General features: G+C 68.4%; 27 protein-coding genes. 11 read left to right on the top strand and 16 right to left on the bottom strand.

Annotated elements, in window-relative coordinates:
- The first annotated feature begins 38 nt into the window (after nt 1-38).
- The 5 genes from ABT304_RS12795 to ABT304_RS12775 all read left to right on the top strand — a co-directional run bounded on the left by ABT304_RS12795 (nt 39) and on the right by ABT304_RS12775 (nt 4,832).
- The gene (locus tag ABT304_RS12795) at nt 39-707 is read left to right on the top strand and encodes a dihydrofolate reductase family protein (protein WP_350715635.1); all 669 of its coding nucleotides are present in this window, start codon (nt 39-41) and stop codon (nt 705-707) included.
- Nucleotides 708-840: 133 nt separating this feature from the next.
- The gene (locus ABT304_RS12790; protein WP_350715633.1) at nt 841-1,755 is read left to right on the top strand and encodes a carbohydrate ABC transporter permease; all 915 of its coding nucleotides are present in this window, start codon (nt 841-843) and stop codon (nt 1,753-1,755) included.
- Nucleotides 1,752-2,609, top strand: a complete 858-nt coding sequence (locus ABT304_RS12785) for a carbohydrate ABC transporter permease (protein ID WP_350715631.1) — start codon at nt 1,752-1,754, stop codon at nt 2,607-2,609. Before ABT304_RS12790 ends, ABT304_RS12785 begins: the two co-directional genes overlap by 4 nt.
- A gap of 42 nt (nt 2,610-2,651) precedes the next feature.
- On the top strand, nt 2,652-4,025 hold the full coding sequence (locus ABT304_RS12780; RefSeq protein WP_350715629.1) for an ABC transporter substrate-binding protein: 1,374 nt from the start codon (nt 2,652-2,654) through the stop codon (nt 4,023-4,025).
- Nucleotides 4,026-4,073: 48 nt separating this feature from the next.
- Nucleotides 4,074-4,832 (top strand): enoyl-CoA hydratase-related protein, encoded by a 759-nt coding sequence (locus tag ABT304_RS12775; protein ID WP_350715627.1) that lies wholly within the window; start codon nt 4,074-4,076, stop codon nt 4,830-4,832.
- A gap of 9 nt (nt 4,833-4,841) precedes the next feature.
- Here ABT304_RS12775 and ABT304_RS12770 read toward each other — a convergent pair whose 3' ends face one another.
- Entirely contained in the window at nt 4,842-5,717 is an 876-nt protein-coding gene (locus tag ABT304_RS12770) for a helix-turn-helix transcriptional regulator (RefSeq protein ID WP_350715625.1), read from the bottom strand.
- Nucleotides 5,718-5,786: 69 nt separating this feature from the next.
- Between ABT304_RS12770 and ABT304_RS12765 the strand changes: the two genes are divergently transcribed.
- From ABT304_RS12765 to ABT304_RS12755, 3 genes are read left to right on the top strand one after another with little or no spacing between them, the layout of a single operon-like run.
- Entirely contained in the window at nt 5,787-6,659 is an 873-nt protein-coding gene (locus ABT304_RS12765; protein ID WP_350715623.1) for an oxidoreductase, read from the top strand.
- A gap of 40 nt (nt 6,660-6,699) precedes the next feature.
- Nucleotides 6,700-7,458, top strand: a complete 759-nt coding sequence (locus tag ABT304_RS12760) for a DinB family protein (protein ID WP_350715621.1) — start codon at nt 6,700-6,702, stop codon at nt 7,456-7,458.
- 29 nt (nt 7,459-7,487) lie between these two features.
- A complete protein-coding gene (locus ABT304_RS12755) occupies nt 7,488-7,859 on the top strand; it encodes a YrdB family protein (protein WP_350715620.1) in 372 nt (123 codons plus the stop codon).
- Here the strand turns inward: ABT304_RS12755 and ABT304_RS12750 are convergent.
- The 4 genes from ABT304_RS12750 to ABT304_RS12735 form a co-directional block, all read right to left on the bottom strand.
- On the bottom strand, nt 7,807-8,544 hold the full coding sequence (locus ABT304_RS12750; protein WP_350715618.1) for a helical backbone metal receptor: 738 nt from the start codon (nt 8,542-8,544) through the stop codon (nt 7,807-7,809). The genes ABT304_RS12755 and ABT304_RS12750 overlap by 53 nt on opposite strands.
- 100 nt (nt 8,545-8,644) lie before the next feature.
- Nucleotides 8,645-11,761 carry a fused isobutyryl-CoA mutase/GTPase IcmF gene (gene icmF / locus ABT304_RS12745; RefSeq protein WP_350715617.1) on the bottom strand — a complete coding sequence of 1,039 codons (3,117 nt, stop codon included), beginning with the start codon at nt 11,759-11,761 and terminating at the stop codon, nt 8,645-8,647.
- Between the two features lie 123 nt (nt 11,762-11,884).
- The gene (locus tag ABT304_RS12740; RefSeq protein ID WP_350715615.1) at nt 11,885-13,552 is read right to left on the bottom strand and encodes a SulP family inorganic anion transporter; all 1,668 of its coding nucleotides are present in this window, start codon (nt 13,550-13,552) and stop codon (nt 11,885-11,887) included.
- 18 nt (nt 13,553-13,570) lie between these two features.
- Entirely contained in the window at nt 13,571-13,810 is a 240-nt protein-coding gene (locus ABT304_RS12735; RefSeq protein WP_350715614.1) for a hypothetical protein, read from the bottom strand.
- Between the two features lie 115 nt (nt 13,811-13,925).
- Here ABT304_RS12735 and ABT304_RS12730 point away from each other — a divergent pair, with 115 nt between their 5' ends.
- The 3 genes from ABT304_RS12730 to ABT304_RS12720 are packed head-to-tail and all read left to right on the top strand — an operon-like array spanning nt 13,926 to nt 14,914.
- Nucleotides 13,926-14,258 carry an ArsR/SmtB family transcription factor gene (locus ABT304_RS12730; RefSeq protein ID WP_350715612.1) on the top strand — a complete coding sequence of 111 codons (333 nt, stop codon included), beginning with the start codon at nt 13,926-13,928 and terminating at the stop codon, nt 14,256-14,258.
- Nucleotides 14,259-14,298: 40 nt separating this feature from the next.
- Nucleotides 14,299-14,643 (top strand): zinc ribbon domain-containing protein YjdM, encoded by a 345-nt coding sequence (locus tag ABT304_RS12725; RefSeq protein ID WP_350715610.1) that lies wholly within the window; start codon nt 14,299-14,301, stop codon nt 14,641-14,643.
- A 4-nt stretch (nt 14,644-14,647) separates the two neighbouring features.
- Nucleotides 14,648-14,914 carry a transcriptional regulator gene (locus tag ABT304_RS12720; RefSeq protein WP_350715608.1) on the top strand — a complete coding sequence of 89 codons (267 nt, stop codon included), beginning with the start codon at nt 14,648-14,650 and terminating at the stop codon, nt 14,912-14,914.
- 24 nt (nt 14,915-14,938) lie between these two features.
- Here the strand turns inward: ABT304_RS12720 and ABT304_RS12715 are convergent, their stop codons facing one another.
- From ABT304_RS12715 to ABT304_RS12665, 11 genes are all read right to left on the bottom strand, one after another.
- Nucleotides 14,939-15,421, bottom strand: coding sequence for a MarR family winged helix-turn-helix transcriptional regulator (locus ABT304_RS12715; RefSeq protein WP_350715606.1), 483 nt, complete (start codon nt 15,419-15,421; stop codon nt 14,939-14,941).
- A 36-nt stretch (nt 15,422-15,457) separates the two neighbouring features.
- Nucleotides 15,458-15,967: a hypothetical protein gene (locus tag ABT304_RS12710; RefSeq protein WP_350715604.1), complete on the bottom strand. Its 510-nt coding sequence runs from the start codon at nt 15,965-15,967 to the stop codon at nt 15,458-15,460.
- 79 nt (nt 15,968-16,046) lie between these two features.
- The gene (locus ABT304_RS12705) at nt 16,047-16,382 is read right to left on the bottom strand and encodes a DUF4333 domain-containing protein (RefSeq protein ID WP_350715602.1); all 336 of its coding nucleotides are present in this window, start codon (nt 16,380-16,382) and stop codon (nt 16,047-16,049) included.
- A 113-nt stretch (nt 16,383-16,495) separates the two neighbouring features.
- Nucleotides 16,496-17,395, bottom strand: coding sequence for an ectoine hydroxylase (gene thpD / locus ABT304_RS12700; protein ID WP_350715600.1), 900 nt, complete (start codon nt 17,393-17,395; stop codon nt 16,496-16,498).
- A complete protein-coding gene (locus tag ABT304_RS12695; RefSeq protein ID WP_350715598.1) occupies nt 17,392-17,808 on the bottom strand; it encodes an ectoine synthase in 417 nt (138 codons plus the stop codon). Before ABT304_RS12695 ends, thpD begins: the two co-directional genes overlap by 4 nt.
- 27 nt (nt 17,809-17,835) lie before the next feature.
- Entirely contained in the window at nt 17,836-19,653 is a 1,818-nt protein-coding gene (gene ectB, locus ABT304_RS12690) for a diaminobutyrate--2-oxoglutarate transaminase (RefSeq protein WP_350715597.1), read from the bottom strand.
- Between the two features lie 114 nt (nt 19,654-19,767).
- The gene (locus tag ABT304_RS12685; protein ID WP_160029437.1) at nt 19,768-20,763 is read right to left on the bottom strand and encodes a LacI family DNA-binding transcriptional regulator; all 996 of its coding nucleotides are present in this window, start codon (nt 20,761-20,763) and stop codon (nt 19,768-19,770) included.
- Nucleotides 20,764-20,777: 14 nt separating this feature from the next.
- The gene (locus tag ABT304_RS12680) at nt 20,778-22,247 is read right to left on the bottom strand and encodes a glycoside hydrolase family 1 protein (RefSeq protein WP_350715595.1); all 1,470 of its coding nucleotides are present in this window, start codon (nt 22,245-22,247) and stop codon (nt 20,778-20,780) included.
- Nucleotides 22,244-23,074, bottom strand: a complete 831-nt coding sequence (locus ABT304_RS12675) for a carbohydrate ABC transporter permease (RefSeq protein ID WP_350715593.1) — start codon at nt 23,072-23,074, stop codon at nt 22,244-22,246. The genes ABT304_RS12680 and ABT304_RS12675 overlap by 4 nt, the downstream gene beginning before the upstream one ends.
- A complete protein-coding gene (locus tag ABT304_RS12670) occupies nt 23,071-24,063 on the bottom strand; it encodes a carbohydrate ABC transporter permease (protein WP_350715591.1) in 993 nt (330 codons plus the stop codon). Before ABT304_RS12670 ends, ABT304_RS12675 begins: the two co-directional genes overlap by 4 nt.
- A gap of 3 nt (nt 24,064-24,066) precedes the next feature.
- Nucleotides 24,067-25,359 (bottom strand): ABC transporter substrate-binding protein, encoded by a 1,293-nt coding sequence (locus tag ABT304_RS12665; protein WP_350715589.1) that lies wholly within the window; start codon nt 25,357-25,359, stop codon nt 24,067-24,069.
- Nucleotides 25,360-25,371: the final 12 nt, after the last annotated feature.

Here is a 25,371-nt window from a genome sequence, read left to right as displayed (position 1 = left end):
GAAGATAGCGGGGTGCCCTGAGCGGTTAGGTTTGCGGGGTGAGGCTCCTGCACGGTGACGGCGACCCGACGACCCCTGACGGCCTGCGCGCCATCTACGCCCCGCCCCGCCTGCCATGGCTGCGGGCCAACATGGTCAGTTCCCTGGACGGCGCGGCGACCGGCTCCGACGGGCGTTCCGGCACGGTCAACAACGCGGTCGACGTCGACGTCTTCCACGTCCTGCGCGATCTCGCCGACGCCGTTCTGGTCGGCGCCGGGACCGCCGTCGCGGAGACGTACCAGGCCAAGGGCGCGCCGATCGTCGTCGTCTCCCGCCGCGGCCGGATCCCCGACGATCTCCGCGGCTGCGAGCCCGGCGCGGTACGGCTCGCCACGGTGGCCGAGGCGCCCGGCCTGGACGCGGCGCGCGAGGAGATCGGCGAGGAGAACGTCTACGTCACCGGCACCTCCGAGGTCGACCTGCCGGCGCTCCTCGACCGGCTGCACGAGGAGGGCATGCAGCACGTGCTGTGCGAGGGCGGGCCGGCTCTTCTCGGCTCGCTGCTCGAGGCCGGCGTGGTCGACGAGCTCTGCCACACGATCACGCCCAAGCTCCTCGCCGGCGACGGCCGGCGGATTGTGACCGGGCCACCCACGGACGTACCGGTGTCGTTGGGTTCGCTCATCGAGCACGACGGCACGTTGCTCGGACGTTGGCTCCTCTGATTGCTTCGGGCTCCGCTTCAGCTGGTAAATCCATGACGTTCACGGTCAGTTTCCGGTAACGAAATCTTGAGACCAAGAGTTTTACTCTTGACGGGGTCCGACCCAGCCGCTTGACTCACCGATCGTGCCAGGTATGACGGCCGTCACGACCAAGCGACCACGTCAGGCACTCTCGGGAAGACGCATACGGGAGTGGCTGATCTTTGTCGCGTTCGTCGCGCCCAACGTCGTTCTGATCGCGGTCTTCACCTACCGACCGCTCTTCCAGAACATCTACTACTCCACGCTCAACTGGACGCTGGGCTCGAAGTTCGCGACGCCCGTCGGGCTGGGCAACTACCGCGACTTCTTCACCTCCGGCGAGGCGAGCAAGGTGCTCACCACGACGGCGATCTTCACCGTCGCGACCGTCGGCCTCACCCTCGCCCTGGGTCTGGGTGTCGCGCTGGCGCTCAACCGAAAGCTTCCGGGCGCCGGGTTCGCGCAGGCCACGGTCTTCGCGCCGTACATCCTCTCCGGCTACGGCGTCGGGCTCGCCTGGCTCTACATCTTCGACCCCAACATCGGCGCGCTCTCCGCGATCCTGCGCGACATCGGTCTGAACAGCCCGGAGTGGATCAACTCGCCTCCGTGGACGCTGACGATGGTGATCATCGTCTACGTCTGGAAGAACCTCGGCTATGCCGCGGTCATCTACCTCGCCGGCCTGCAGGCGGTGCCGGGCGACGTGCTGGAGGCGGCCGATCTCGACGGCGCCGGCCCGGTGAGACGGTTCTTCACGGTGACCCTGCCGCTGCTGTCGCCGACCACGTTCTTCCTGCTGGTCACCACGATCCTCAACAGCCTGCAGGCCTTCGACCTGCTGATCGCGATGGACAAGCTCGGCCGCGGCGCCCGCACCCTGATCTTCGATGCCTACCTGACCGGCTTCAAGGAGCAGAGCCAGGCGGGCTACTCCGCGATGCTGTCCACGGTGCTCTTCGCGATCCTCGTGGTGATCACGCTCGTCCAGCTGATCGTCGTGGAGAGGCGGGTCCACTACCGATGAGCACGACGACGGCTCCCTCACGCAAGCTGCGGCTGACGCCGCTGACCGTACGCGACTACCTGGTGCTTCTGCTCGCGGTGCTCGTCGTCGTGCTGCCGCTCGGCTACATGTTCCTGGCCTCCTTCAAGGGCGCCGGCGACCTGGCGACCACCGACCTGGTCGTCTTCCCCGAGGTCTGGAAGCCGGAGAACTACGCCGAGGCGGCGCAGAAGGTCCCCTTCGGGCGGCTCTTCCTCAACTCCACCATCGTCACGGTCGTCGGCGCCGGGCTGAAGGTGCTGCTGGCGATCCTGACGGCGTACGGCCTGGTCTTCTGCGAGTTCCCCGGCAAGAAGTACATCTTCTGGGGCGTGCTCGCCACGATGATGGTGCCGCCGCAGGTCACCGCGCTGCCCAACTACGTCTTCATCAGCAGCCTCGGTGGCGAGAACACCTACTGGGGCCTCATCCTGCCCGGTCTCGGCACCGGCTTCGGTACGTTCCTGCTGCGCCAGGCTTTCATGCAGCTGCCCTACGAGGTGATCGAGGCGGCTCACCTCGACGGCGCCGGCCACTGGCGGAGGCTGTGGCACTGCGTGGTGCCGATGTCGCTGCCGTCGATCGCGACCGTGGCCCTGGTCAACGTGGTCTACGAGTGGAACGACTACCTGTGGCCGCTGATCATCATCACCGATCCCGAGATGATGACGCTGCCACGCGGTCTGACGCTGCTGCAGAACAGCGAGTCCGCGGCCAGCTCGTTCGGCGTCCTGATGGCCGGCACCGTGATGGTGCTGCTGCCGATCCTCGTCGTCTTCGCGTTCCTGCAGCGGCACATCGTCAACGGCTTCACCCAGGGCGGCGTCAAAGGCTGACGTTCTCAGCCCACAGTCGGCACAACAGGGAAAGGATGCTTCATGAACACCTCGTCCAACCTGCATCGCTCGGGTCTGATCCTGGACCGACGACGGTTCCTCGGCCTCAGCGCCCTGGGCATCTCCGCGGCGGCGCTCTCCGCCTGCGGTGGTGGCCCCTCGACCAGCGGGGGAGGCAGCGCCAGCAAGGTCGAGCAGATCGACTTCAGCGGGGTGAAGCCGGCCAAGGAGGTCACCTTCTGGACCTCCAACCCGGGTGACTCGATCAAGGTCAGCACCGAGATCGTCAACGCGTTCAACGCCTCCCAGTCCGACATCACGGTCAAGCTCGTCACGGCCGGCGCCGACTACGAGGAGATCGCGCAGAAGTTCCAGACCGCGCAGACCGGCGGCGACCTGCCCGACATCATCAACCTGTCGGACGTGTGGTGGTTCCGCTACAAGATGAACGACCAGATCATCCCGCTCGACTCGCTCTTCGAGGCGCTCGAGTTCGACACCGACGACTACGTCGACTCGCTGCTGGGCGACTACCTCTACGACGACGCCCACTGGGCGGTCCCGTGGGCGCGCTCGACGCCGCTCTTCTACTACAACAAGGACCACTGGAAGAAGGCCGGGCTGCCCGACGAGGGAGCGGAGTCCTGGGAGGAGTTCGGCGAGTGGAAGATGAAGCTCGCCCAGGCCAGCGGCGCGAAGTTCGCCTTCCAGTTCCCGGCGCTGGCGGGCTACGCCGGCTGGACCCTGCAGAACAACCTGTGGGGCTGGGGCGGCGGCTGGTCGAAGGAGGAGTCGTTCGACATCACCTGCAACTCGGCCACCTCGGTCGAGGCGCTCTCGTTCCTCAAGGACTGGGTCTACAAGGACAAGGTCGCCGGGGTCGCCGGCGTCGACCAGATCCAGGACTTCGCGGCGGGTGTCGCCAGCGCCACCGTCGGCTCGACCGGTGACCTGATCAACGCGATCACCTCGGCGAAGTTCGACGTCGGCGTCGCCCCGTTGCCCGCCGGGCCGGCGGAGGCCGAGCGGATCTGCCCGACCGGCGGCTCGGGTGTCGGCATCCCGAAGGACATCAGCCCCGAGCGGCAGCTCGCGGCCGGCACGTTCATCAAGTTCCTCACCGAGCCCGAGCAGGCGATCAAGTTCTCGGAGGCGACCGGCTACGTGCCGATCCGCAAGTCCGCCGACCCTGCCGCGATCCTGAAGAAGACCCCGCAGGCCCAGGTCGCGATCGACCAGCTCCCCAACACCCGCTCGCAGGACTACGCCCGTGTCTTCCTGCCCGGTGGGGACCTGGAGATGGCCAACCACATGGCCTCGATCCTCACCGAGAACAAGGACGTTCAGACCGAGATGGACAGCCTGAAGACGGCGCTGGAGAAGATCTACACCGACCAGGTCAAGCCGCACGTCTGATGAGCACCCGCGTAGGGCGCCCCGCGGGGTGCCCTACGCTCGGTTCTCGTGAGCGAGGACTTGGTAGTGGAGCGGCGCCCCGGCGTCGTACAGGTGACCTTCAACCGGCCGCAGAAGCACAACGCCTTCACCGCGGAGATGTACGGCGCGCTGCACGACCTGTGCGACGAGCTGGCCACCGACGAGTCGGTGAAGGTGCTGGTGCTGACCGGCACCGGCGGCCGGGCGTTCGCCGCCGGCAACGAGATCTCCGACTTCCTCTCCCGTGACGCGGTCGACTACGAGGACTGGATCCGCGCGCTGCTCGAGAAGCTGTTCGCGCTCCCGCAGGTCACCATCGCCGCGGTCGACGGCGTCTGTGTCGGTGGCGGGCTCGCGGTCGCGACCCACTGCGACCTGCGGGTCGCGACGCCGCACTCGCGCTTCGGCTACCCGATCGCGAAGACGCTCGGCAACGCGCTCGCGGCCTCCATCGTCTACCGCGCGGCCGCCGTCTTCGGCGAGCCGGTCGTGCGAGAGATGCTGCTCGCGGCACGCCTGGTCGGCGCGGACCGCGCCTACGCCACCGGCGCGCTGACCGCCGTCACCGACTCGCTGGCCGACGAGGTCGACGCGCTGGTCGAGGGCATCCTGCCGCTCTCCGGAGTCACCGTCCGGACCACCAAGAGCCAGCTCGCCGCGTACGCCGCCAGGGCGGAGGCCTCGCCGGAGGGCGACGAGGACCTGCTGCGGGAGGTCTACACCGGCGCGGACTTCAAGGAGGGCGTACGCGCGTTCCTGGCCAAGGAGAAGCCCGCCTTCAGGTAGTCCCGAGGGTCAGGACGGAGTGGTCTCGGTGGTTCCCAGCGAGGCCAGCAGTGCCAGCTTCTCGGCGCTCTCCGAGCCCGGGTCGGCGTGGTAGGCGCCGACGATGAGGCCGCTCCCGTCGCTGATCGTCAGCTTCTGGCGGTGCAGCGTCATGCTCCCGACCTGCGGGTGGTCGATCAGGAGGGTGCCGCTGGTGAGCGCCATGACGTCGTGGCGGGCCCAGAGCTGTCGGAACCGTTCGCTGCCCAGCGAGAGCTCACCGACCAGCTCGACGAAGCGTGGATCGTCGGTGTCGTGACCGACGGAGGTACGGAAGCTGGCCACCAGGGAGCTGGTGACCGACTCCCACTCCAGGTGGAGTGCCTGGACCGCCGGGTCGAGGAAGAACGAGCGCAGCCGGTTCTCGCCGACCCTGAGAGTGGGGTCGACCAGCCGGGCGAGGGTGTTGCTGGCGAGGATGTCGAGGTAGCGGTCCTCGACGAACGCAGGCACCCCGATGACGTCCAGGAACTGGGCCAGCGGCGTCGGCACCTGCGCTCGTCGGGGCCGGCGACGCGGTCGCCGCGAGCCGGGCGCGACCAGGCCGAGCAGGTAGCTGGTCCCTGCCTCGTCGAGCCGCAGCACCCGTGCGATGGACTCCAGCACGTGCGGTGACGGGTTGCGATCGCGACCCTGCTCCAGCCGCAGGTAGTAGTCAGCGCTCACGCCGGCGAGCAGCGCGACCTCCTCGCGGCGCAGGCCGGGCACGCGGCGTACACCGCTGGTGGGAAGGCCTACGTCGCCGGGCTGCACGAGCTCGCGTCGGGCACGGAGGTAGGCACCCAGCCGGTTGTCCTCGTTCACGTCTCCACCGTAGTTGTCCACCGGCCCGCGCAAGCGCTCCATCCTGGTCCCCTCGCTACCAGGATCAGCGGCCCACTCCTTGGTCCGCCTCGGGCGAGGCAGGGTGGAAGCATGACTGACACCACCACGTACGGGACCTACACCCTGGGCGACCTCACCGTCGGCCGGATGGGCTACGGCGCGATGCAGCTCGCCGGGCCGCATGTCTTCGGCCCTCCGGCCGATCGCGACGCCGCTGTCGCGGTCCTCCGCGAGGCGATCGCCTTGGGCATCGACCACATCGACACCAGCGACTTCTACGGCCCCCACGTCACCAACCAGCTCATCAGGGAAGCACTGCACCCCTATCCCGAGGGGCTTCGCATCGTGACCAAGGTCGGGGCACGTCGCGACGACGAGGGCGCCTGGCTCCCCGCGGCCTCGCCCGACGAGCTGCGTGCCGCCGTGCACTCCAACCTGGACAATCTCGGTCTTGACGTGATCGATGTCGTGAATCTTCGGATCATGGACACCGACGACATCGCAGGCACCGGTCCTGGTGACGTCGCTCGCAGCTATGCGGTGTTGGCCGAGCTGCAGCAGCAGGGCCTGATCCGCCACCTCGGGCTCAGCGAGGCCGGCGCCGAGCAGATCGCCGCGGCGCAGGACGTCGCGCCGGTCGTCTGCGTCCAGAACCTCTACAACCTGGCCAACAGCCGCGATGGCGACCTCATCGACTCGCTGGCCGAGCAGGGCGTCGCGTACGTCCCCTACTTTCCGCTCGGCGGCTTCACGCCGCTGCAGTCCGGTGCGCTCGACGTCGTCGCGGACAGGGTGGGCTCCAGTCGGATGTCGGTCGCCCTCGCCTGGCTGCTCCAGCGCTCGCCCAACATCCTCCTCATCCCCGGCACGTCCTCGGTCGACCACCTGCGCGAGAACGTCGCCGGCGCCGCGATCGAGCTCGATCCGGACGACCTGGCTGAGCTGGACGCGATAGGTCGCTGATTTCCTTTGCCACTTCGGCTGGGCCGGTGGACGATGGAACATGACCTCCACACAGGCGAACACGTACGTCGACACCGACCAGTTCCGGGACGCGCTGATCCGGCAGAGCGATGTCAGTGGTCTGGAGATCCGGGACTGCTGGTTCGAGGAGCGGGTGAAGGTCGTCGACTGCTACGGCCGCGACGTCTATCTCGGCGGCGACTTCGGGCGGGTCGTGGTCAACGACATCGACGTGACGGCGTACGTCGAGGCCGAGCTCGATCGCGTCGAGCCCAACCGTGTGCTGGCCCGCGAGGCGCAGACGGCGGATGAGATCCGTGCGGCCTGGGCGGCGATCGAGGCGACCTGGGCGGCGACGTTCGAGCGGGTCCGGGCGCTGCCGGAGGAGCTGCATCGTCGGCGGGTCGACGACGAGTGGTCGTTCATCGAGACCCAGCGCCATCTGCTCTACGCGAGCGACAAGTGGCTCGGCAACCCGGTCCTCGAGGAGGACTCGCCCTACCACCCGCTCGGGTTCGGTCCAGGCGGTGCTCCTGACGGAGTCGACGGACTTACCGTCGACGCGGACCCGTCGTTGGAGGAGATCCTGGAGCCACGCCTGGCCCGGATGGGCACGATGCGCGAGTTCGTCTCGGGGGTCACCGACGCGGACCTCGACCGGCTCTGCACCCGCAAGCCGATCGGCAACGATCCCGAGGCCGACTACACCGTGCGCCGCTGCCTCAAGGTCGTCCTCGCCGAGGAGGCAGAGCACCACCGCTACGCCGTACGCGACCTGGCTGCATTAACCGCTGGTTGAGGCGGGGCGGTGCCCCTACGCTGACCGCCGTGAAGGTCTTCGGCTGGTTCGTGCTGACTCTGGTGTTCGTCGACGAGCTGTTGGCGATGGCCGCCTTCGGGGTGTGGGGCTGGCAGCAGGAGCCGCGATGGCTGCTGGTCTGGCTGCTGCCTCTTGCAGCGATGTTCGTCTGGTGGTCGTTCGCGTCGCCGAAGGCGCCTCGCGGTGGTCCCGTGGTCCGGCCGGTGGCCAAGGTGATCGTGTTCGGGCTCGCCTCGCTGGCGCTCTTGGACGCGGGTCAGCCGGGATGGGCGCTCGCGCTGCTGGTCTTCTCGGTCATCATCAACGGGTTGGCTCAGGTGCCGGCGATCAGCCGGCTGCCCACCGATGTGCCTCGACCAGACTCGGTCCGTACCAGGTGATCAGCCGGCCGCTGACCAGCTCGGTCGGCGTCCGCGAGAACGCCTCCGGGCCGTCCTCGGCGGTGAAGACGTACGGCTCGTCGGGCAGCAGCACGGCGTCGGCTCCGGCGCCGTCGATCTCGGCCAACTCGACGTGCGGATAGCGGTCCGCGTGCTCGCCGAAGACGTTCTCCCAGCCCAGCCGCCGCAGCAGGTCTCCGGTGAACGTCCGTGAGCCGACCACCATCCACGGGTCCCGCCAGATCGGCACCACCACCCGGCGAGTGACCCGGGGGAGCGGCCCGCACCAGAGCCGGCGAGCCTCCGCGAGCCAGCTCGGGCGGTCCCAGCCGAGGCCGTCGAGAAGGTTCTCCATGGACGCGATCGCCTGGGGGACCGTCTCGATGTCCGTGACCCAGACCCGGACGCCCCGCTCCCGCAGCCGGCGTACGTCCAGCTCCCGGTTCTCCTCCTTGTTGGCCACCACCACGTCCGGCGCCAGCGCCGCGATCGCGGCCAGATCGGGGTTCTTGGTGCCGCGCACGCGCGGCACGTCGAGGTCTGCCGGATGCGTGCACCAGTCCGTCGCCCCGACGACCCGGTCCGCCGCGATCGAGACGAGCGCCTCGGTCAGCGACGGGACCAGCGAGACCACTCGGGTCGCGGGGCGCGGGCCGTCGTACGGGGTGCCCAGGTCGTCGTGCATGTGGTTCCTCCGTCAAGGTATGCAGGTCAAGGCGCACATCCCGTGCGGACTTCCGCGCGGGATGCGTTCCTTCGGCTGCATACCTTGCCGAAGGAACACCTCACACGTTGCGCCGATACTGCCCGCCGACCTCGAAGAACGCCTCGGTGACCTGGCCGAGCGAGCAGACGCGAGCCGCGTCCATGAGCGCGGCGAAGACGTTCTCGTCGGAGGTGGCGGCCTGCTTGAGACGTACGATCGCCTCTTCCGCCTCACGGGAGTGGGCGGCCTGGAAGGCGTGGACGCGGTCGAGCTGGGACTTCTTCTCGGTCTCGGTCGCCCGGGCGAGCTCGACGGGGCCGGCGGGGGCGCCGTTGGTGTCGCGTACGAACGTGTTGACGCCGACGATCGGCAGCGTGCCGTCGTGCTTGCGGTGCTCGTAGAGCATCGACTCGTCCTGGATCTTGCCGCGCTGGTAGCCGGTCTCCATCGCGCCGAGCACGCCGCCGCGCTCGGAGATCCGGTCGAACTCCTTCAGTACGGCCTCCTCGACGAGGTCGGTGAGCTCGTCGATGATGAAGGAGCCCTGGAGCGGGTTCTCGTTGAACGCCAGGCCCCACTCGCGGTTGATGATCAGCTGGATCGCCAGGGCGCGCCGCACCGACTCCTCGGACGGGGTGGTCACGGCCTCGTCGAAGGCGTTGGTGTGCAGCGACTGGGCGTTGTCGTAGATCGCGATGAGCGCCTGCAGCGTGGTGCGGATGTCGTTGAAGTCCATCTCCTGCGCGTGCAGGGACCGGCCCGAGGTCTGGATGTGGTACTTCAGCTTCTGCGAGCGCTCCGAGGCGCCGTAGCGCTCCCGCATCGCGATCGCCCAGATCCGGCGGGCGACGCGGCCGATGACGGAGTACTCCGGGTCCATCCCGTTGGAGAAGAAGAAGGACAGGTTGGGCGCGAAGTCGTCGATGTCCATGCCGCGGGCCAGGTAGGACTCCACATAGGTGAAGCCGTTGGCGAGCGTGAAGGCGAGCTGGGAGATGGGGTTTGCCCCGGCCTCGGCGATGTGATAGCCGGAGATGCTCACCGAGTAGAAGTTGCGCACCCCGTTCTCGATGAACCACTCCTGGATGTCGGCCATGCAGCGCAGCGAGAACTCCGTGGAGAACAGGCAGGTGTTCTGGCCCTGGTCCTCCTTGAGGATGTCGGCCTGCACCGTGCCGCGGACCGTCTGCAGCGCCTTCGCCGGGTCGATACCGCGCTCGCGTGCCTGGTCGATCACGGTGTTGAGGAAGAACGCCAGGATCGTCGGCGCCGGACCGTTGATCGTCATCGACACCGAGGTCGTCGGGGCCAGCAGGTCGAAGCCGTCGTAGAGCGCCTTCATGTCGTCCAGCGTCGCCACCGAGACGCCGGAGGTGCCGACCTTGCCGTAGATGTCGGGGCGTACGTCGGGATCACGGCCGTAGAGCGTCACCGAGTCGAACGCGGTCGAGAGCCGGGTGGCGGGCTGGCCCTCGGAGAGCAGCTTGAAGCGGCGGTTGGTGCGGAACGGGTCGCCCTCGCCGGCGAACATCCGCGCGGGATCCTCGTTGGCTCGCTTGTAGGGGAAGACGCCCGCGGTGAACGGGAAGAACCCGGGCAGGTTCTCGTTGCGCAGGAACCGGGTCAGCTCGCCACGGTCGGTGTAGCGCGGGGTCGACACCCGCGGGATGTAGTTGCCGGCGAGCGACGTGCGGCCGCTCTCGTCGGCGGCGTACGTCTCCCTGGTCTCCTGCCAGGAGGAGAGCTGCTTGCGCAGGTCGTCCGGGATCTCGCCGGCAGGAGCCTCGAGCTCGGGGTGGTCCGCAGCGACGATCTCGTAGGCCTGTTCCTTCCGCGCCGCGGCGACGAGCTCGACGGTGCGGGCGTGGTAGTCGCGTACGTCGCCGGCGATCTCGGCGAGGTAGCGGACCCGCCTCTCGGGGATGATCGGATGGAGGCCGGTCGAGTGGCGGGTCGAGACCCGGGGAAGGACGCCCTCGCTGATGGCGAGCCCCGCCTCGGCGAGGAGCCCGCGCAGGTGCTGGTAGAGCGCGGTGACGCCGTCGTCGTCGAAGGCGGCGGCCGAGGTGCCGAAGACGGGCATGTCGTCGGGGGAGGAGGTGAACGCCTCCCGGTTGCGGACGAGCTGGCGGGACACGTCGCGCAGTGCGTCCTCGGCCCCGCGCCGCTCGAACTTGTTGATCGCCACGACGTCGGCGAAGTCGAGCATGTCGATCTTCTCCAGCTGCGATGCGGCGCCGAACTCGGGCGTCATCACGTAGAGCGAGACGTCGACGAAGTCGCTGATCCCGGTGTCGCCCTGGCCGATGCCGGGGGTCTCGACGATGACGAGGTCGACGGCGGCCTTCATCACGGTGAGCACGTCGCCGAAGTGCTCGGGCACCTCGTGGCCGCCGCGGGTGGCCAGCGAGCGGTAGTACGTCGTCGAGCCACCGTCGGTGATGGCGGCGAGCGAGTTCATCCGGATCCGGTCGCCCAGCAGCGCACCGCCGCCGCGCCGCCGGGTGGGGTCGATGGCGAGTACGCCGATGCGGATCTTGTCCTCCTGGTCGACCCGCAGCCGCCGGACCAGCTCGTCGGTGAGCGACGACTTGCCGGAGCCGCCGGTGCCGGTGACACCGAGCACGACGGCCTGGTCGGCCTCACGCAGCCGGGTCAGGAAGTCCTCGGGGAGCCGGCCCTGCTCGGCACCGGTGATCGCGCGTCCGATGGAGAGCCCGTAGCCCGCGATCACGCCGTTGGGGGTGATGGGGAAGGTGGGCCACAGGTCGCGGTCGATGTCGCGTACGACCGTGTTGATCATCCCCGGGAGCCCCAGCCGCTGGCCGTCCTCGGGGGAGAAGATCTTGACGCCGGAGTTGGCCAGCCGCTCGATCTCGTAGGGAACGATCACGCCGCCGCCACCGCCCACGACCTTGACGTGGCCGGCGCCGCGCTCCTTGAGGGCGCACACCAGATACTCGAAGAACTCCACGTGCCCGCCCTGGTAGGAAGAGACCGCCACGCAGTGCGCGTCCTCCTGGACGGCGGCGTCGGCGATCTCGGTCACCGAGCGGTTGTGGCCGAGGTGGATCACCTCGCATCCCTGCGCCTGGAAGATCCGGCGCATGATGTTGATCGCCGCGTCGTGACCGTCGAACAGACTGCTCGCGGTCACGATCCGTACGTGGTTCTGGGGGATGTGGAGGTCGGACATGGGCGATGCTCCCAGGGAATAGTTGGACGTCCAAGTAATTCCAGCATAGGTCGTGGATCACGTACTCGCCAGTACGCGATTCGACGGGTGGGCGGGATGCCTTCTTCGGCAGGCCTCCCGGCCTCAGGTTGTAGCGTGCTCGGCCACCAGTTCCAGTGCGCGGGAGATCGCCTCCGGGGTCGTGCTGTGGATGCGGTTGTCGCGGCGCAGGTGGTCGGCGACCCCGAGGCGGGCCAGAACCTCGGCGTGCTCCGGCGAGATGCCCGAGATCATGACGACCTTGCCCCGTCGTTCAAGACGGGAGATGACCTCGTCCAGGACCTTCGCGCCTGTCGCGTCGATCGTGGTCACCCGGGACATCCTCAGCACCACGACCCGGACATCGGCGACCTCGGAGAGCTCGAGCAGGAAGCGGTGGGCAGCGGCGAAGAAGAGCGGTCCGTCGAAGCGGTACACCACGATGTGCTTCTTCAGCAGCTCGTGCTCCTCCTCGGAGTGCGTTCCGTGGGTGGGCCCGAACGGCTCGACCCGCTTGACGACCGCGCTCCGGGCGATCTGCCGCAGTGCGTACAGGATCGAGACCAGCAGGCCTGCGATCACCGCATCGACGAGATCGAAGGCGACCGTCACCACGAAGGTGAGCACCAGGACGACCGCGTCACCACGGGTCGAGCGCAGCAGCGCGAGGACGGAGGCGACCTCGATCATGCGTACGCAGGTGGCCAGCAGCACGCCGGCGAGTGCCGCGAGCGGGATGTGCGCGACAGGACCGGTCAACGCGCTCATGATCACCAGCAGGGCCACGGCATGGGTGGCCGCGGCCAGCTTGGAGCCCGCCCCGGCGCGCACGTTGACGGCGGTGCGCGCGATCGCCGCCGTTGCAGGGACGCCACCGAAGAACGGCACCGCGAGGTTCGCCAGCCCCTGGCCGACGAGCTCGCGGTCGGGGTCGTGGGACTGGTCCACGGTCATCGAGTCGGCCACGGTCGCGCACAGCAGGCTCTCCAGCGCAGACAGCGCGGCAACGGCCGCAGCCGCGGGGACCAGGGCGGTCAGCCCGGACAGCGAGACGAATCCGGCGTCCGGTGCGGGTAGGCCGGGCGGCAGGTCGCCGATCCCTTCGACGGGTAGCCACAGTCCGGCGACGGTGGCCAGCACGATCGCGACCAGCGACCACGGCACCGCCGGGCGCCACCGCTGTGCGGCCAGGATGAGCGCCGCCACCAGCAGCGCCATCACCACGGGCGCCCACTGTGGCTGCCCGAGCCAGCGGTGGACAACGTCGAGAGCGACCTGCCAGGTGTGCTCGAACTCGCCGCCGTCGATCCCGAACATGGCCGGCACCTGCTGCAGCCCGATCACCACAGCGATACCCACCGTGAATCCCTCGATCACCGGGATCGGCAGGTAGCGCACGAGCTTCCCGAGACCGAGCCCGGCGGCGATCAGCAGCATGATCCCAGCCAGCAGCCCGACCATCAGTACGCCGTCGCGGCCGAAGTCGTGGATGATCGGGACCAGCACGACCGTCATCGCCCCGGTCGGCCCGGAGACCTGCAGGTTCGAGCCGCCGAACACCGCCGCGACGACGCCTGCGACCACAGCCGTCACGATCCCCGCCGACGCTCCCATCCCGGAGGAGACCCCGAACGCGAGCGCCAGCGGCAGCGCTACGACGGCGACCGTGACCCCGGCGACCAGGTCCCTCTTCGGGTCCCGTCTGACCGCCTCCCAGTCCTCCCTGCCCGGCAACAGGGCGACGGCACGATCTCTCAGGTCCGCGAGCGACATCGACGACACCTCGAGCATCTAGCCGTCTTCCGGGATCTGCTCGGGATCGGACGGCGCCGTGTGGTGGCGCAGGACGCTCTGGTCCAGCGGGAGCGCGACGTGACGACGGAGCCGCTCGCCCGTCGAATCGGTCAGATACAGCCACACGACGCCCGGCGCGGCTGATCGGATCAGACGAACGCGGCACCGACGCATCGGCGTCCCCGGAATGGTGATGACATCGCCGATCTCGATCCGGCTGGCGCTCACGTTGGCCACGGTGTGCTCCTGAAGGTCGAGCGGGAAACAGATTCATGACATGAAGATGTCTTCAAGTCATGTATCATAGCCTCGTCCCAGAAATCCTGTTCATCCTCGTTCGACGGAGGGCTCGATGAGCGTCCCGCTCTACCAGGCCAAAGCCCAGTTCTTCCGCACCCTCGGCCATCCCGCACGGATCCGCATCCTGGAGCTGCTCGCAGAGCGCGACCACGCCGTCCACGAGCTGTTGGAACGGATCGCGATCGAGCCCAGCAACCTGTCGCAGCAGCTCTCGGTGCTGCGACGTACCTCGCTGGTCGCCTCCTACCGACAGGGGAGCGAGGTCGTCTACTCCATCAGCATCCCCGAGGTCCGCGACCTCCTGGTCTCCGCCCGGACCATCCTGTTCAACCTCGCCGAGACCCGCAGCGAGTTCGAGGACGAGCTGACGGTCGCCGACGACTGAGCCGACCACCCTGACCGTTGACAACTTCGAAGAGAGTCCGATGACCGACGCACTGCCCCCATGCCCGGAATGTTCCGAGGCCTACTCCTACGAGCAGGGCGCCCTGCTCGTCTGCCCGATGTGCGGGCACGAGTGGAACCCTGAGGAGACCGAGTCCACCGGCGGCGGGCAGATCACCGATGCCCACGGGACTCCACTCGCCGATGGCGACTCGATCACCGTGATCAAGGACCTGAAGGTCAAAGGATCCTCCCTCGTCGTCAAGGTCGGCACCAAGGTCAAGAACATCCGACTCGGCGACGGCTTCGGCGGCCACGACATCGACTGCAGGATAGAAGGCATCGGGCCGATGCAGCTGAAGTCGGAATACGTCAAGAAGAGCTGATCCCGTGCACATCGAGCAGGTCAAGAAGTACGTCGCATCCTCGTTGCTCTGCGCGGTCGTCCTCCTGCACTCCCTGGCGATGGCCGCGCTCGGCGCGACCGGTGCCGACAAGGGCGGCGCGCGCGAGGGGCTCTTCGTGATCTCGGTGCTCCTCGGCGTGATGGCAGTGGTCGGCGTACGCCTGATCAACAGGCTCTCGCCGGCCACGCCCTGGCTTCTTCTGGCGCCCGTGATCCCGCTGCTCGTCTACTACTTCGTGCTCTGGAGATAGCCGGCTCCGCGGCTACGCCACGTCCTAGTCGACCGTGTCCCCGGAGGCTGCCCGGAGCTGGGTGAGCAGCGCGGTCACGGCGGGTACGTCCTCGATCCCGGGCTTCTCGAAGACCTCGCTGTTGAGCGAGATCGTGGCCGCCTCGACGACCTCGCGCCCGGCGTCGGAGATGGCGGCGAGGACCACGCGCCCGTCGTCGACGGAGCGGCTGCGGCGTACGAAGCCCTGCTTCTCCAGGCGGGCGACGGCGCTGGTCACCGAGGCGGGGTGCACCTGGAGGCGGGAGCCGAGCTTGGCCATCGGGAGCTGGCCGTCCTGGGTGAAGGAGAGGAGGCGGAGCACCTCGTAGCGGGCGAAGGAGAGGTCGTGGGGGCGCAGCGCGGCGTCGACGCGCTCCATCACGAGCTGGTGCACGCGCACGAGCGAGGTCACCAGCGCCATCCCGTCGGCGGCATCGGCCCAGCCGTGCGCGATCCACTGCCGTTTCGCCTCGCCGATCGGATCCATGCGGGCCAGCATCACACAGATGGCTTTACGAATTGATTACGACGGCGCGCCGAACGTCCCGAGAAGGTTGAGAATCACCGCGACGCCGATGAGGGTCGCGATCACCGAGAGCGTCACGACCAGGCCGACGGCGACGGAGAAGCCCGCCCCCTCGTGCCGCGCGCCGCGCTGCTGCAGCGCGTAGAGCCGAGCGACGCTGGTGATCAGCGTGCGCCCCTCCTCGGCGTCGAAACGGTACTGGTCGGTGTCGGGAACGGCCTCGGGGTCGTGCACGGTCCACACGCCCTGGTCGGTCTGCTCGTCATCGGCCTCGATGCGGCGTACGCCGGTCCTCTGCGTGTGGGGCACGTCGCCGAACCAGACGAGGCTGCGGGTGTCCTCGATGATCGCGTACGAGCTCCGGGTCGGCATCGAGACGTGGTAGGTGAAGACCCAGTGCAGCTTGGCGGCCAGCAGCAGGGGGTGCCAGCGTTCGTCGGCCAGGTCGAGCTCCACGTCGAAACCGCGCGCCGTCTCGGTCGCCTTGTAGGGCGTTCCGTCGCACACGCGCGCGACATGTTCGAAGAAGGGCCTCGCATGAGGGGACACGTCTCAAGAGGTTATCGGTTCCGGGGACTCCGTGGGCTCACTCCGTGGCGTTGGGCGGCACGTCGATCTGGAAGTGGACCCGGCCACCGTCGACGTCGTCGACGGTGAGGATCGCGTCGTACTTCTCGCCCTCGGAGGTGAGGACGCAGGTCATCTCCGTGCCGACCTTGCCCTCGAGATCACCGGGGCAGTCGAGATCCTCGGGCGTGACGCCGATGGCGTTGGTGAGCTGCTCGGTCGCGATCCGCTCGACCGTCTTCTCCTGCACGTAGTCCTTGTCCGAGCCGCCGCAGGCCGTCAGAGACAGACCGAGCGGCAGCACGAGCAGTGCCGCGCCGGTGGTGGCGCCCGAGAAGGCGCGGGTGCGTGTCATGCGCACAGACTAGGGGTAGGCAGAGATCAGGCAGACGTACGCCGCTCCAGCACGGGTGCGCAGACGCGAACGGCCGCCGACCCGATGGGGCCGGCGGCCGGGCGGCGGAGGGGTCAGCCCACCGGAGTGAAGTCGCGCGCCCCGATGAAGGTGGGCCGCGGCCTCGGGGCCGAGAACGGCTCGACCGCGGTGTTCTCAACGCTGTTGAACACCAGGAAGACGTTCGAGCGCGGGTAGGGCGTGATGTTGCCGTTGGACCCGTGCATGCAGTTGCAGTCGAACATGACCGCGCTGCCGGCGGCGCCGGCGAGCACGTCGATCCCGTAGGTGTCCGCCATCTTCGTGATGGTCTCCTGGTCCGGGGTGCCCGCCCCCTGCATCACCAGCGAGGACTTGTAGTTGTCCTCGGGAGTGGCGCCGCCGCACGAGACGTACGTCCGGTGCGTGCCGGGCATGATCATCAGCGGTCCGTTGAAGGAGTGGTTGTCGGTCAGCGAGATCGAGATGCTGGCGGTCCGCATCCGGGGCAGGCCGTCCTCGGCGTGCCAGGTCTCGAAGTCGGAGTGCCAGTAGAAGTCACCGCCGCCGAAGCCGGGTTTGAAGTTGATCCGGCTCTGGTGGATGTAGACGTCCGACCCCAGGACCTGCCGGGCCCGGCCGACCACGCGCGGGTCGGCTGCCAGCCGGGCGATGAGGTCGCTGGTCCTGTGCACCTCGAAGATCGAGCGCACCTCCTGCGAGGCGGGTTCGATGATGGTGCGCTCGTCGGCCCGGGTGTCCGGGTCGTTGCTGAGCCGGTGCAGCTCGGCGCGCAGCTCGGCGACCTCCTCGCGCGTGATCAGCTCGGGGACGGTCAGGTAGCCGCGCTCGTCGTAGGAGTCGAGCGTCTGCTGGTCAATCGGCCCGTCGGCCGCGGTGCCCCAGACGACCTCGTCCTGGCGGGGGAGCGTGCTGAACCCCTCTTCGAGACGGGTGGGGTACACGTCCTCGATGTGTTCGGTGGCAGCGGTCATGCAGTTACCTCCTTGGGCTCGGTGAGGAGCGGGTAGACGCCGTCCTCGTCGTGCACCTCCCGGCCGGTGACCGGCGGGTTGAAGGTGCAGATCAGGCGCAGATCGGTATGGGCGGTGACGGTGTGCTTGTCGTGCTTGTCGAGCAGGTAGCACATCCCGTCGCGGATCTCGTACGTCTCTCCGGTCTCGCGGTCGAGGAGCTCGCCCTCACCGCCGACGCAGTAGACGCACTCGATGTGGTTGGCGTACCAGAACTCGTTCGTCGTCCCGGCGGGGATGTTGGTCTCGTGGAAGGAGAAGCCGACGCCCTCGCGGGCCAGCACGATCCGGCGGCTGCGCCAGGTGCCGTGCTCGGACTCGACGCGTACGTCTCGGTCGGTCTCGTCGAGGTCTTCCAGATAGGTGACGCGCATGTTCTCTCGTTTCAGCTGTCGGGGAGGTCAGGCGGGGTTGCCGTCGCCGAGGACGGACGCGGTGGCCTCCTCGACGATGGCGAGACCGCGGGCGAGCTCCTCGGAGGTGATGGTCAGCGGCGGCATCGTCTTGAGGACCTCGTCCTCGGGGCCGGAGGTCTCGACCAGCAGGCCCCGCTCGTACGCCGCCGTCGCGATCTTCCCGGCCGCGCTGACGTCCGGGAAGGCGATGCCGGTCAGCAGGCCGCGGCCGCGGACGGTCGCACCCTCGTACCGCTCGGCGACCTCGGTCAGCCCGTCCCGCAGCTCGGCGGCCTTCGCCTGGACGTCCTTCTGGAAGGAGTCGTCGGCCCAGTACGTCTCCAACGCCGCCCGGCCGGTGACGAAGGCGAGGTTGTGACCGCGGAAGGTGCCGTTGTGCTCACCGGGCTCGAACTGGTCCAGCTCGGGCCGGATCAGGGTCAGCGCCATCGGCAGGCCGAAGCCGGAGATCGACTTCGACAGACAGACGATGTCGGGGGAGAACCCGGCCTCCTCGAAGCTGAAGAAGGTGCCGGTACGTCCGCAGCCGGCCTGCACGTCGTCGACGATCAAGATGATGTCGTACTCGCGGCACAGGTCCGAGAGCGCCTTGAGCCACTCCAGCCGGGCGGCGTTGAGGCCGCCCTCGCCCTGGACGGACTCCACGATGATCGCGGCCGGCTTGTCGACGCCGGAGCCGCTGTCCTGGAGCACCCGCTCCAGCCACATGAAGTCGTCGACGGCACCGTTGAAGTAGTCGTCGTACGGGATCTTCGAGCTGTTGGTCAGCGGGATGCCCGCGCCCTTGCGCTTCATCGAGTTGCCGGTCACCGCCAGCGAGCCGAGCGTCATCCCGTGGAAGGCGTTGGTGAACGACAGCACGTGCTGTCGCCCGGTCACCTTGCGCGCCAGCTTGAGCGCGGCCTCGACGGAGTTGGTCCCGGTCGGACCGGGGAACATCACCTTGTAGTCGAGGTCGCGCGGCTCGAGGATCAGGTCCGAGAAGGCCTGCAGGAAGTCCCGTTTCGCGCTGGTGTGCATGTCCAGGGAGTGCAGGATGCGGCCCTCGCGCAGATAGTCGAGTAGCGGCTCCAGCAGCGCGGGGTTGTTGTGCCCGTAGTTGAGCGCGCCGGCCCCGGCGAAGAAGTCCAGGTACTCGGTCCCGCCCTCGCTGGTGACGGTGGCGCCCTGGGAGTGGGTCATCACGGCGGGCCAGCTGCGGCAGTAGCTGCGGACCTGTGACTCCAGGGAGTCGAAGATCGCAGTGGCGGGCTCGGTGGTCGTCGTCATGGGTATGACACCTCCGTGATCGGGTCGTGCGGGTGGGAACGGGCCGATGCGGAACAGCAGCTCCGCGTCGTGCCCGTCGGGGAACATCGCGGCCTCGAAGAGCGGCGTGCGCTCGATCGGGGCGCCGCGTGCGTTCGCGAACGAGGTGAACAGGGCGATGGAGGCGCTGTTGTCCGCGGTGATGGTCGTCTCCAGGTGGCGTACGCCCTGGTCGACGGCGAGGCGGTCGACGAGCTCGTCGAGCATGCGGCGGGCCAGGCCCTGGCCGCGGTGCTGCTCGTCGACGGCGACCTGCCAGATCATCAGGCTCTCCGGATCGTCCGGACGGAGATAGCCGGTGACGAATCCTCCTGGATCGTCATCGACGGTCGCGATGAGCGACGTCTCTGCGAAGTCGCGCGCCCACAGCAGGTAGGCGTACGAGGCATTGACGTCGAGTACCCGAGATTTCGTTGCCATCCGCCACAGGTGCTGACCGTCCTCGAGGTCCGGTGAGCGGAAGTCGACTCGGGAAGCCGACTTCAGGCGGGGCACGCTGCCAGTCGAATTGCGATGTGGCATCGCCGCACGACGCTAACAGCCTTGCCGCGGGCATGCCCGGGTCGCGTCCGCACTCCGATATGCGGGCGTACCGAGCGGGGCGTCAGGTCAGGCAGACGTACGCCGCACCAGCTCGGGCGCGAAGACGACCCGCCGCGGGAGGGTGGTGGTGCCGTCGAGCTGGGCGAGGAGAAGCCGGCAAGCCTCGGTGGCCATCGCGACGATCGGGTTGGTCATGGTGGTGAGCGGCGGAAGCGTGCGTGCTGCCGTGCCCAGGTCGTCGAAGCCGATCAGGGCGATGTCATCGGGCACACGCAGGCCGCGCTCGCCCAGGCAGCGCAGGGCGCCGGCAGCCATCAGGTCCGAGGCGGCGAAGATGCCGTCGAGGTGGGGGTGGGCGTCGAGGAGGCGCCCGCAGGCGACCGCGCCGCCGTCCTCGGTGAAGTCGCCTTCGACCATGGCCTCGTCCGACAGGCCGTTCTCGGCGAGCTCGGCCCGCCAGCCGGTCAGCCGGTCCCAGCCGGCGTGCATGTCGGCTGGTCCGGCAATGGTGCCGATCCTTCGGCAGCCGCGATCGACCAGGACGCGGGTCGCCTGCCGCCCGGCGCCGACGTTGTCGCTGTCGACGTAGGACACCAAGTCCTCGCTGGTCCAAGGGCGGCCGATGAAGACGTTCGGCAGGCCGATGGCGGCCAGATGGTCCGGAAGGGCGTCGCTGCGGTGGTGAGAGACGACGATGGCCCCGTCGACGTGGCGTCCGCGCAGGTAGCGCAGCATCCGCTCCTCCTCGCCGCCCTGTGCGATCAGCAGCACCACCTGCAGGTCGCGCTCGGACAGGACCCGTGTGACGACGTGCAGCGTGCGCGCGAAGAACGGGTCGGAGAAGACCCGCTCGTCGGGCTCGGGCACGACCAGCGCGACCGAGTCGGTGCGCCGCGTGACCAGCGACCGCGCCGCCGGGTTGGGGGTGTAGCCGAGCGTGCGGACCGCTTCGGACACGGCCTCAGCGGCCTTCGCGGAAACGCGGGAGCCGCCGTTGATGGCACGCGACGCGGTCGCCCGGCTGACACCAGCCAGCCGAGCGACCTCGTCGAGCGTGGGCATGTTCACGACAGTGCCTATTCCTTCCGGGCCGGCACCCGATTGTTGGCCGCGACATCGGCGAACCAGAGGCCGCTGTCCTTCGGCGTACGCACCTGGGTCTCGAAGTCCACGTGCACGATCCCGAACCGGTGCGCGTAGCCGTAGCTCCACTCGAAGTTGTCGAGCAGGGACCAGGCGAAGTAGCCGCGTACGTCCGCACCCTGCTCCATCGCGTCGAGGGTCGCCCGCAGGTGCGTGTCGATGTAGTCGAGTCGGGCGCTGTCGTGCACGGCGCCATCCTCCACCACATCATCGTAGTAGGCCCCGTTCTCGGTGATGTAGATGGGCGGGGCACCGTACTCACCGCTGAGCCGGGTCAGCAGCCGGGTCAGCCAGACCGGGTCGATCTCCCAGTCGCGGGCGGTCGTGTCACGGCCCGTACGCGGGGTGACGAACTCGGCGCCGGGGTAGGGGTTCCCCCGCGGCAGGTCGGAGTGCACGAGCCGGCTGCCCAGCACCTGGTCGGGGTCGATCTCGAACGGCTCCGCCGCGATGGCGTTGCCGAAGTAGAAGTTGACCCCGAGCACGTCGAGCGGTGCGGAGATGACCTCCAGGTCGCCCTCGAGCACCCAGTCCTGCCACGGCCGGCCCTGGAAGGTCAGGCCCTCGGTGTCCGCGGCCAGGTCGTCGGCGTACTTGCCCCGGAACAGCGGGTCGAGGAACACCCGGTTGTGCAGGCCGTCGATCCGCCGGGTCATGTCGACGTCCTCGGGACGGTCGGCGTCGTAGGGGTCGACGACCGTCGGGTTGAGGGTGATGCCGAGGGACTTGCCGTTCTCCGGCGTCGCGCCGCGGGCGCGCAGCTCGTTGATCACGAGCCCGTGCCCGAGCATGAGGTGGTGGGCCGCGACGATGCCGGCCACGCCCTCCTGGCGACCCGGTGCGTGCTGGCCACCGGAGTAGCCGAGGAACGCCGAGCACCACGGCTCGTTCAGCGTCGTCCAGTTGTCGACGCGGTCGGAGAGCGCGTCGTAGACGGTCGTGGAGTACTCCACGAACCGGTAGGCCGTGTCCCGGCTGGTCCAGCCGCCCTGGTCCTCCAGCGCCTGCGGCAGGTCCCAGTGGTAGAGCGTGATCCACGGCGCGATCTCGGCCTCGAGCAGCTCGTCGACGAGACGGCTGTAGAAGTCGAGCCCCGCCTGGTTGACCTTTCCGCCGTCGGGACGGATCCGCGGCCACGCCGTCGAGAACCGGTACGAGGCCAGGTTGAGGCGCTTCATCAGCGCGACGTCCTCGGGCACCCGGTGGTAGTGGTCGCAGGCCACCTCGCCGGTGTCGCCGTTGAGGATCGCCCCCGGCACCTTGGTGAAGGTGTCCCAGTTGCTGGGTGTACGTCCGTCCTCGTCGATGGCTCCCTCGATCTGGTAGGAAGCCGTCGCCGCACCCCAGAGGAAGTCCTGGGGAAACGTACGCTCGGCGCGGGCTGGGTTTGTCGAGAGATTCATCCCTTGACGGCTCCTTGCATGATGCCGGACACCAGGTGGCGGCCGGTGGCGATGAACAACAGAAGTAGGGGCACGGTCGCGAGGATCGTTCCGGCCTGGACCAGTGCCATGTCGGCATGCCCCTGTCCGGGCGCGACCTTGAGGGCGTCCAGCGCGGTCTGCAGGGTCTGTACGTCGGAGCCCTGCAGCACGATCAGCGGCCACATGAAGTCGGTCCACACCTGCATGAAGGTGAACAGGCCGAGGATCGCCATGGCCGGTCGTGCGGCGGGGAGGGCGACTGTCCAGAACGTACGGATCATGGACGCACCGTCGACGCGGGCTGCGTCGATGAGCTCGTCGGGGATCGCGTCGACCAGGTACTGCCGCATGAAGAAGACGCCGAACGCGGTCACCAGCCACGGCAGGATCACGGCAGGGAGGGTGCCGGTCAGGCCGAGGCTGGAGAACTGCTTGAGCATCGGCACCAGTGCGAGCTGGGTCGGCACCGCCAAGGTGGCGACCACGAAGACCATCGCCGCGTTGGCTCCGCGGAAGCGGAGCTTGGCGAAGGAGTAGCCGGCCAGGGTCGAGAACAGCACCACCGAGGCAGCCGAGACCCCGGAGACGATGATCGAGTTGAGCAGCGCCGTCCAGAAGTCGATCCGGTCGAAGACCCGGGCGGCGTTGTCGAAGAAGTGTCCGCCCGGGACCAGCGGGGGAGGCGACTGGATCGCCCGCTGGCGGGTCACGGACCCGATGACGAACGACCAGTAGAGGGGGAAGGCCGAGCCGATCAAGAACGCTGTGAGCAGGCCGTACACGAGGAATCCAGGTCTCTTGCTCATCGGAGGCTCCTACGCTGAACGGCCCGGGTGACCAGGAAGTTGACCAAGGCGATCCCCACGATGATGAGGAAGAGCACCCAGGCCGCGGCGGCCGCCCGCGGATACGGGTTGGTCGTGGTCTGGGCGGTGTTGAAGACGTACATCGTCAAGGTCGTGTACTGGAAGTCGGAGCCGCCCTGGAACCGCAGGTTGGTGTCGAAGATCCGCGGCTCGGTGAAGATCTGCAGGCCACCGATGGTCGAGGTGACGATGACGAAGATCATCGTCGGCCGGATCGAGGGCAGGGTGACGTGGAAGAACTGCCTCACCTTGGAGGCGCCGTCGATGTCGGCCGCCTCGTAGAGGTCTCGCGGGATCGCCTGCATGGCGGCGAGGATGATCAGCGCGTTGTAGCCCGTCCAGCGCCAGTTGACCATGGTCGCGATCGCGGTCCAGCTGGCGAACCGGTCGGCGTGCCAGGGCACCTTCGGGAAGCCGAACCCGGCGAGCGTCTGGTTGATCAGGCCGGTGCCGTCGGCGAAGATCGCGCCGAAGATCATCGCGGACGCCGCGGGGGCGACCACGAAGGGCAGCAGGATGCTCATCCGCCACAGGGTGCGGCCACGGAGCTGCGTGTCGAGCAGCGCGGCGAGGATCGTCGCCACGATGATCTGCGGTACCGAGGAGAGCAGGAAGATCCCGATGGTGTTCCAGAAGGCCTTGCGGAAGACCGAGTCACCGAGCACGTGGGCGTAGTTGTCCCAGCCGACCCACGGGCCGACCTCGGACCCGTAGGCAGGCCAGGAGAAGAAGGACAGGTAGCCGGTGTAGAGCATCGGGTAGAGCCCGATGACGATGAACACCAGGAAGAACGGCGCGACGTAGAGGTAGGGCGAGAGCTTGAAGTCCCACCGGGAGAGCCGGTTACGCCACGCCTGGCGGCGGGGTGCTGCCCCGGTCGAGGGCGCCGGGGTGGCGTTCTCGACCGGGGCAGAGGTGGTGGTCGGCATGGATCAGGACATTCCTTCGACGCCCTCGAGGAAGGTCGCCCACGACTTCTCGGGGTCGGTGCCCTCGTCGACACGTCGGATCGCCTGCTGGAAGAGGCCCAGGATGTCGGAGTACTTGTCACCCTTGAACGGGACGCCCGCCGGCACGGCCTCCGCGCGGCTGGCGAGGATCTGCGAGGTCGGGGCGTTGTTGAAGTAGGGGTCGGTGGCGTTCTCGTCGGCCAGGGTCGTCTGCGCCTCCAGGTTGGCCGGGAAGTTGCCGGCCACCTTCGAGGCAGCGACCTGGGACTCGGCGTTGGTCAGGTAGTTGGCGAACTCCTTGGCCTCCTCCTGGTGCTCCGACTGCGCCGGGACGGCGAGGTAGGAGCCGCCCCAGTTGCCGCCGCCGCCCGGGAAGGCGTCGACGATGTCCCAGCCCTTCACCTCAGGCGCGGAGTCCTTGATGTTGGCGAACATCCAGCCCGGGCAGGGGATGGTCGCGAAGCCGTCGTTGGTGAAGTTGGCCATCCAGTCCTCGCCCCACTGCTCGACCTTCGTCGACTGGGTGTCGGCGTGCTGCGAGACCGTGTCGTAGACCGCCCGGAGCTCCGGGTTGTCGGCGTCGACCTTCTGGTCCTTGGTCTGGAACGGGTACTCCACCTGGTTGAGCATCGCCTGGGCGATCGAGCCGCTGGAGTCGTACCAGGCCGTCTTCGGCATCTTCTTCTTGAACTGCTCGCCGGTGGCGAAGTAGGTGTCCCAGTCCTTGAAGAGCTCCTTCACGGCCTCGCGGTCGCTCGGGAGGCCGGCCTTCTCGAAGAGGTCGGCGCGGTAGCAGAACGCCTCGGGGCCGGCGTCGGTCGGATAGCCGATCTGCTTGCCGTCGGCGGTCTGGCCCTCGAGGTACTTCGACTCCATCCAGCGGCTGTCGAGCTCCTTGTCGGTGAGGTCGACGAACTGCTCGGAGGCGCCCTCGGCGACGAGCGCGGGCATCATGTCGCCCTCGATGCCGACGATGTCGGTGAGACCCTCGCCCGACTGCAGGCCGGTGGTGAGGCTCTGCTTCCAGGTGTCCCACTCGGCAACGACGGTCTGCTTGACCTTGAAGGGGCGATCAGGGTCGGCGTTCCACTGCTCGATGAGGTCGCCGTAGCCGAACTCGCTGAAGGTCGTGATGGTCAGGGTGTCGTCCTTGCCGAGCTTGGCCTGCTCGCCGGTGTCGTCGCTGCCGCCGCAGGCCCCGACGAGACCAGCGATGAGAGTGGCGACCGCGCCAGCGGCTAGACCGCGGCGCCAGGACTTGGAGATCTTGGACACGGGGTGCTCCTG

The sequence above is a fragment of the Nocardioides sp. NPDC000445 genome, from assembly GCF_040300245.1.
Taxonomy (GTDB): domain Bacteria; phylum Actinomycetota; class Actinomycetes; order Propionibacteriales; family Nocardioidaceae; genus Nocardioides.
Note: the sequence above shows the minus strand (reverse complement) of the source record. Positions and strands in the feature narration are given on the sequence as shown.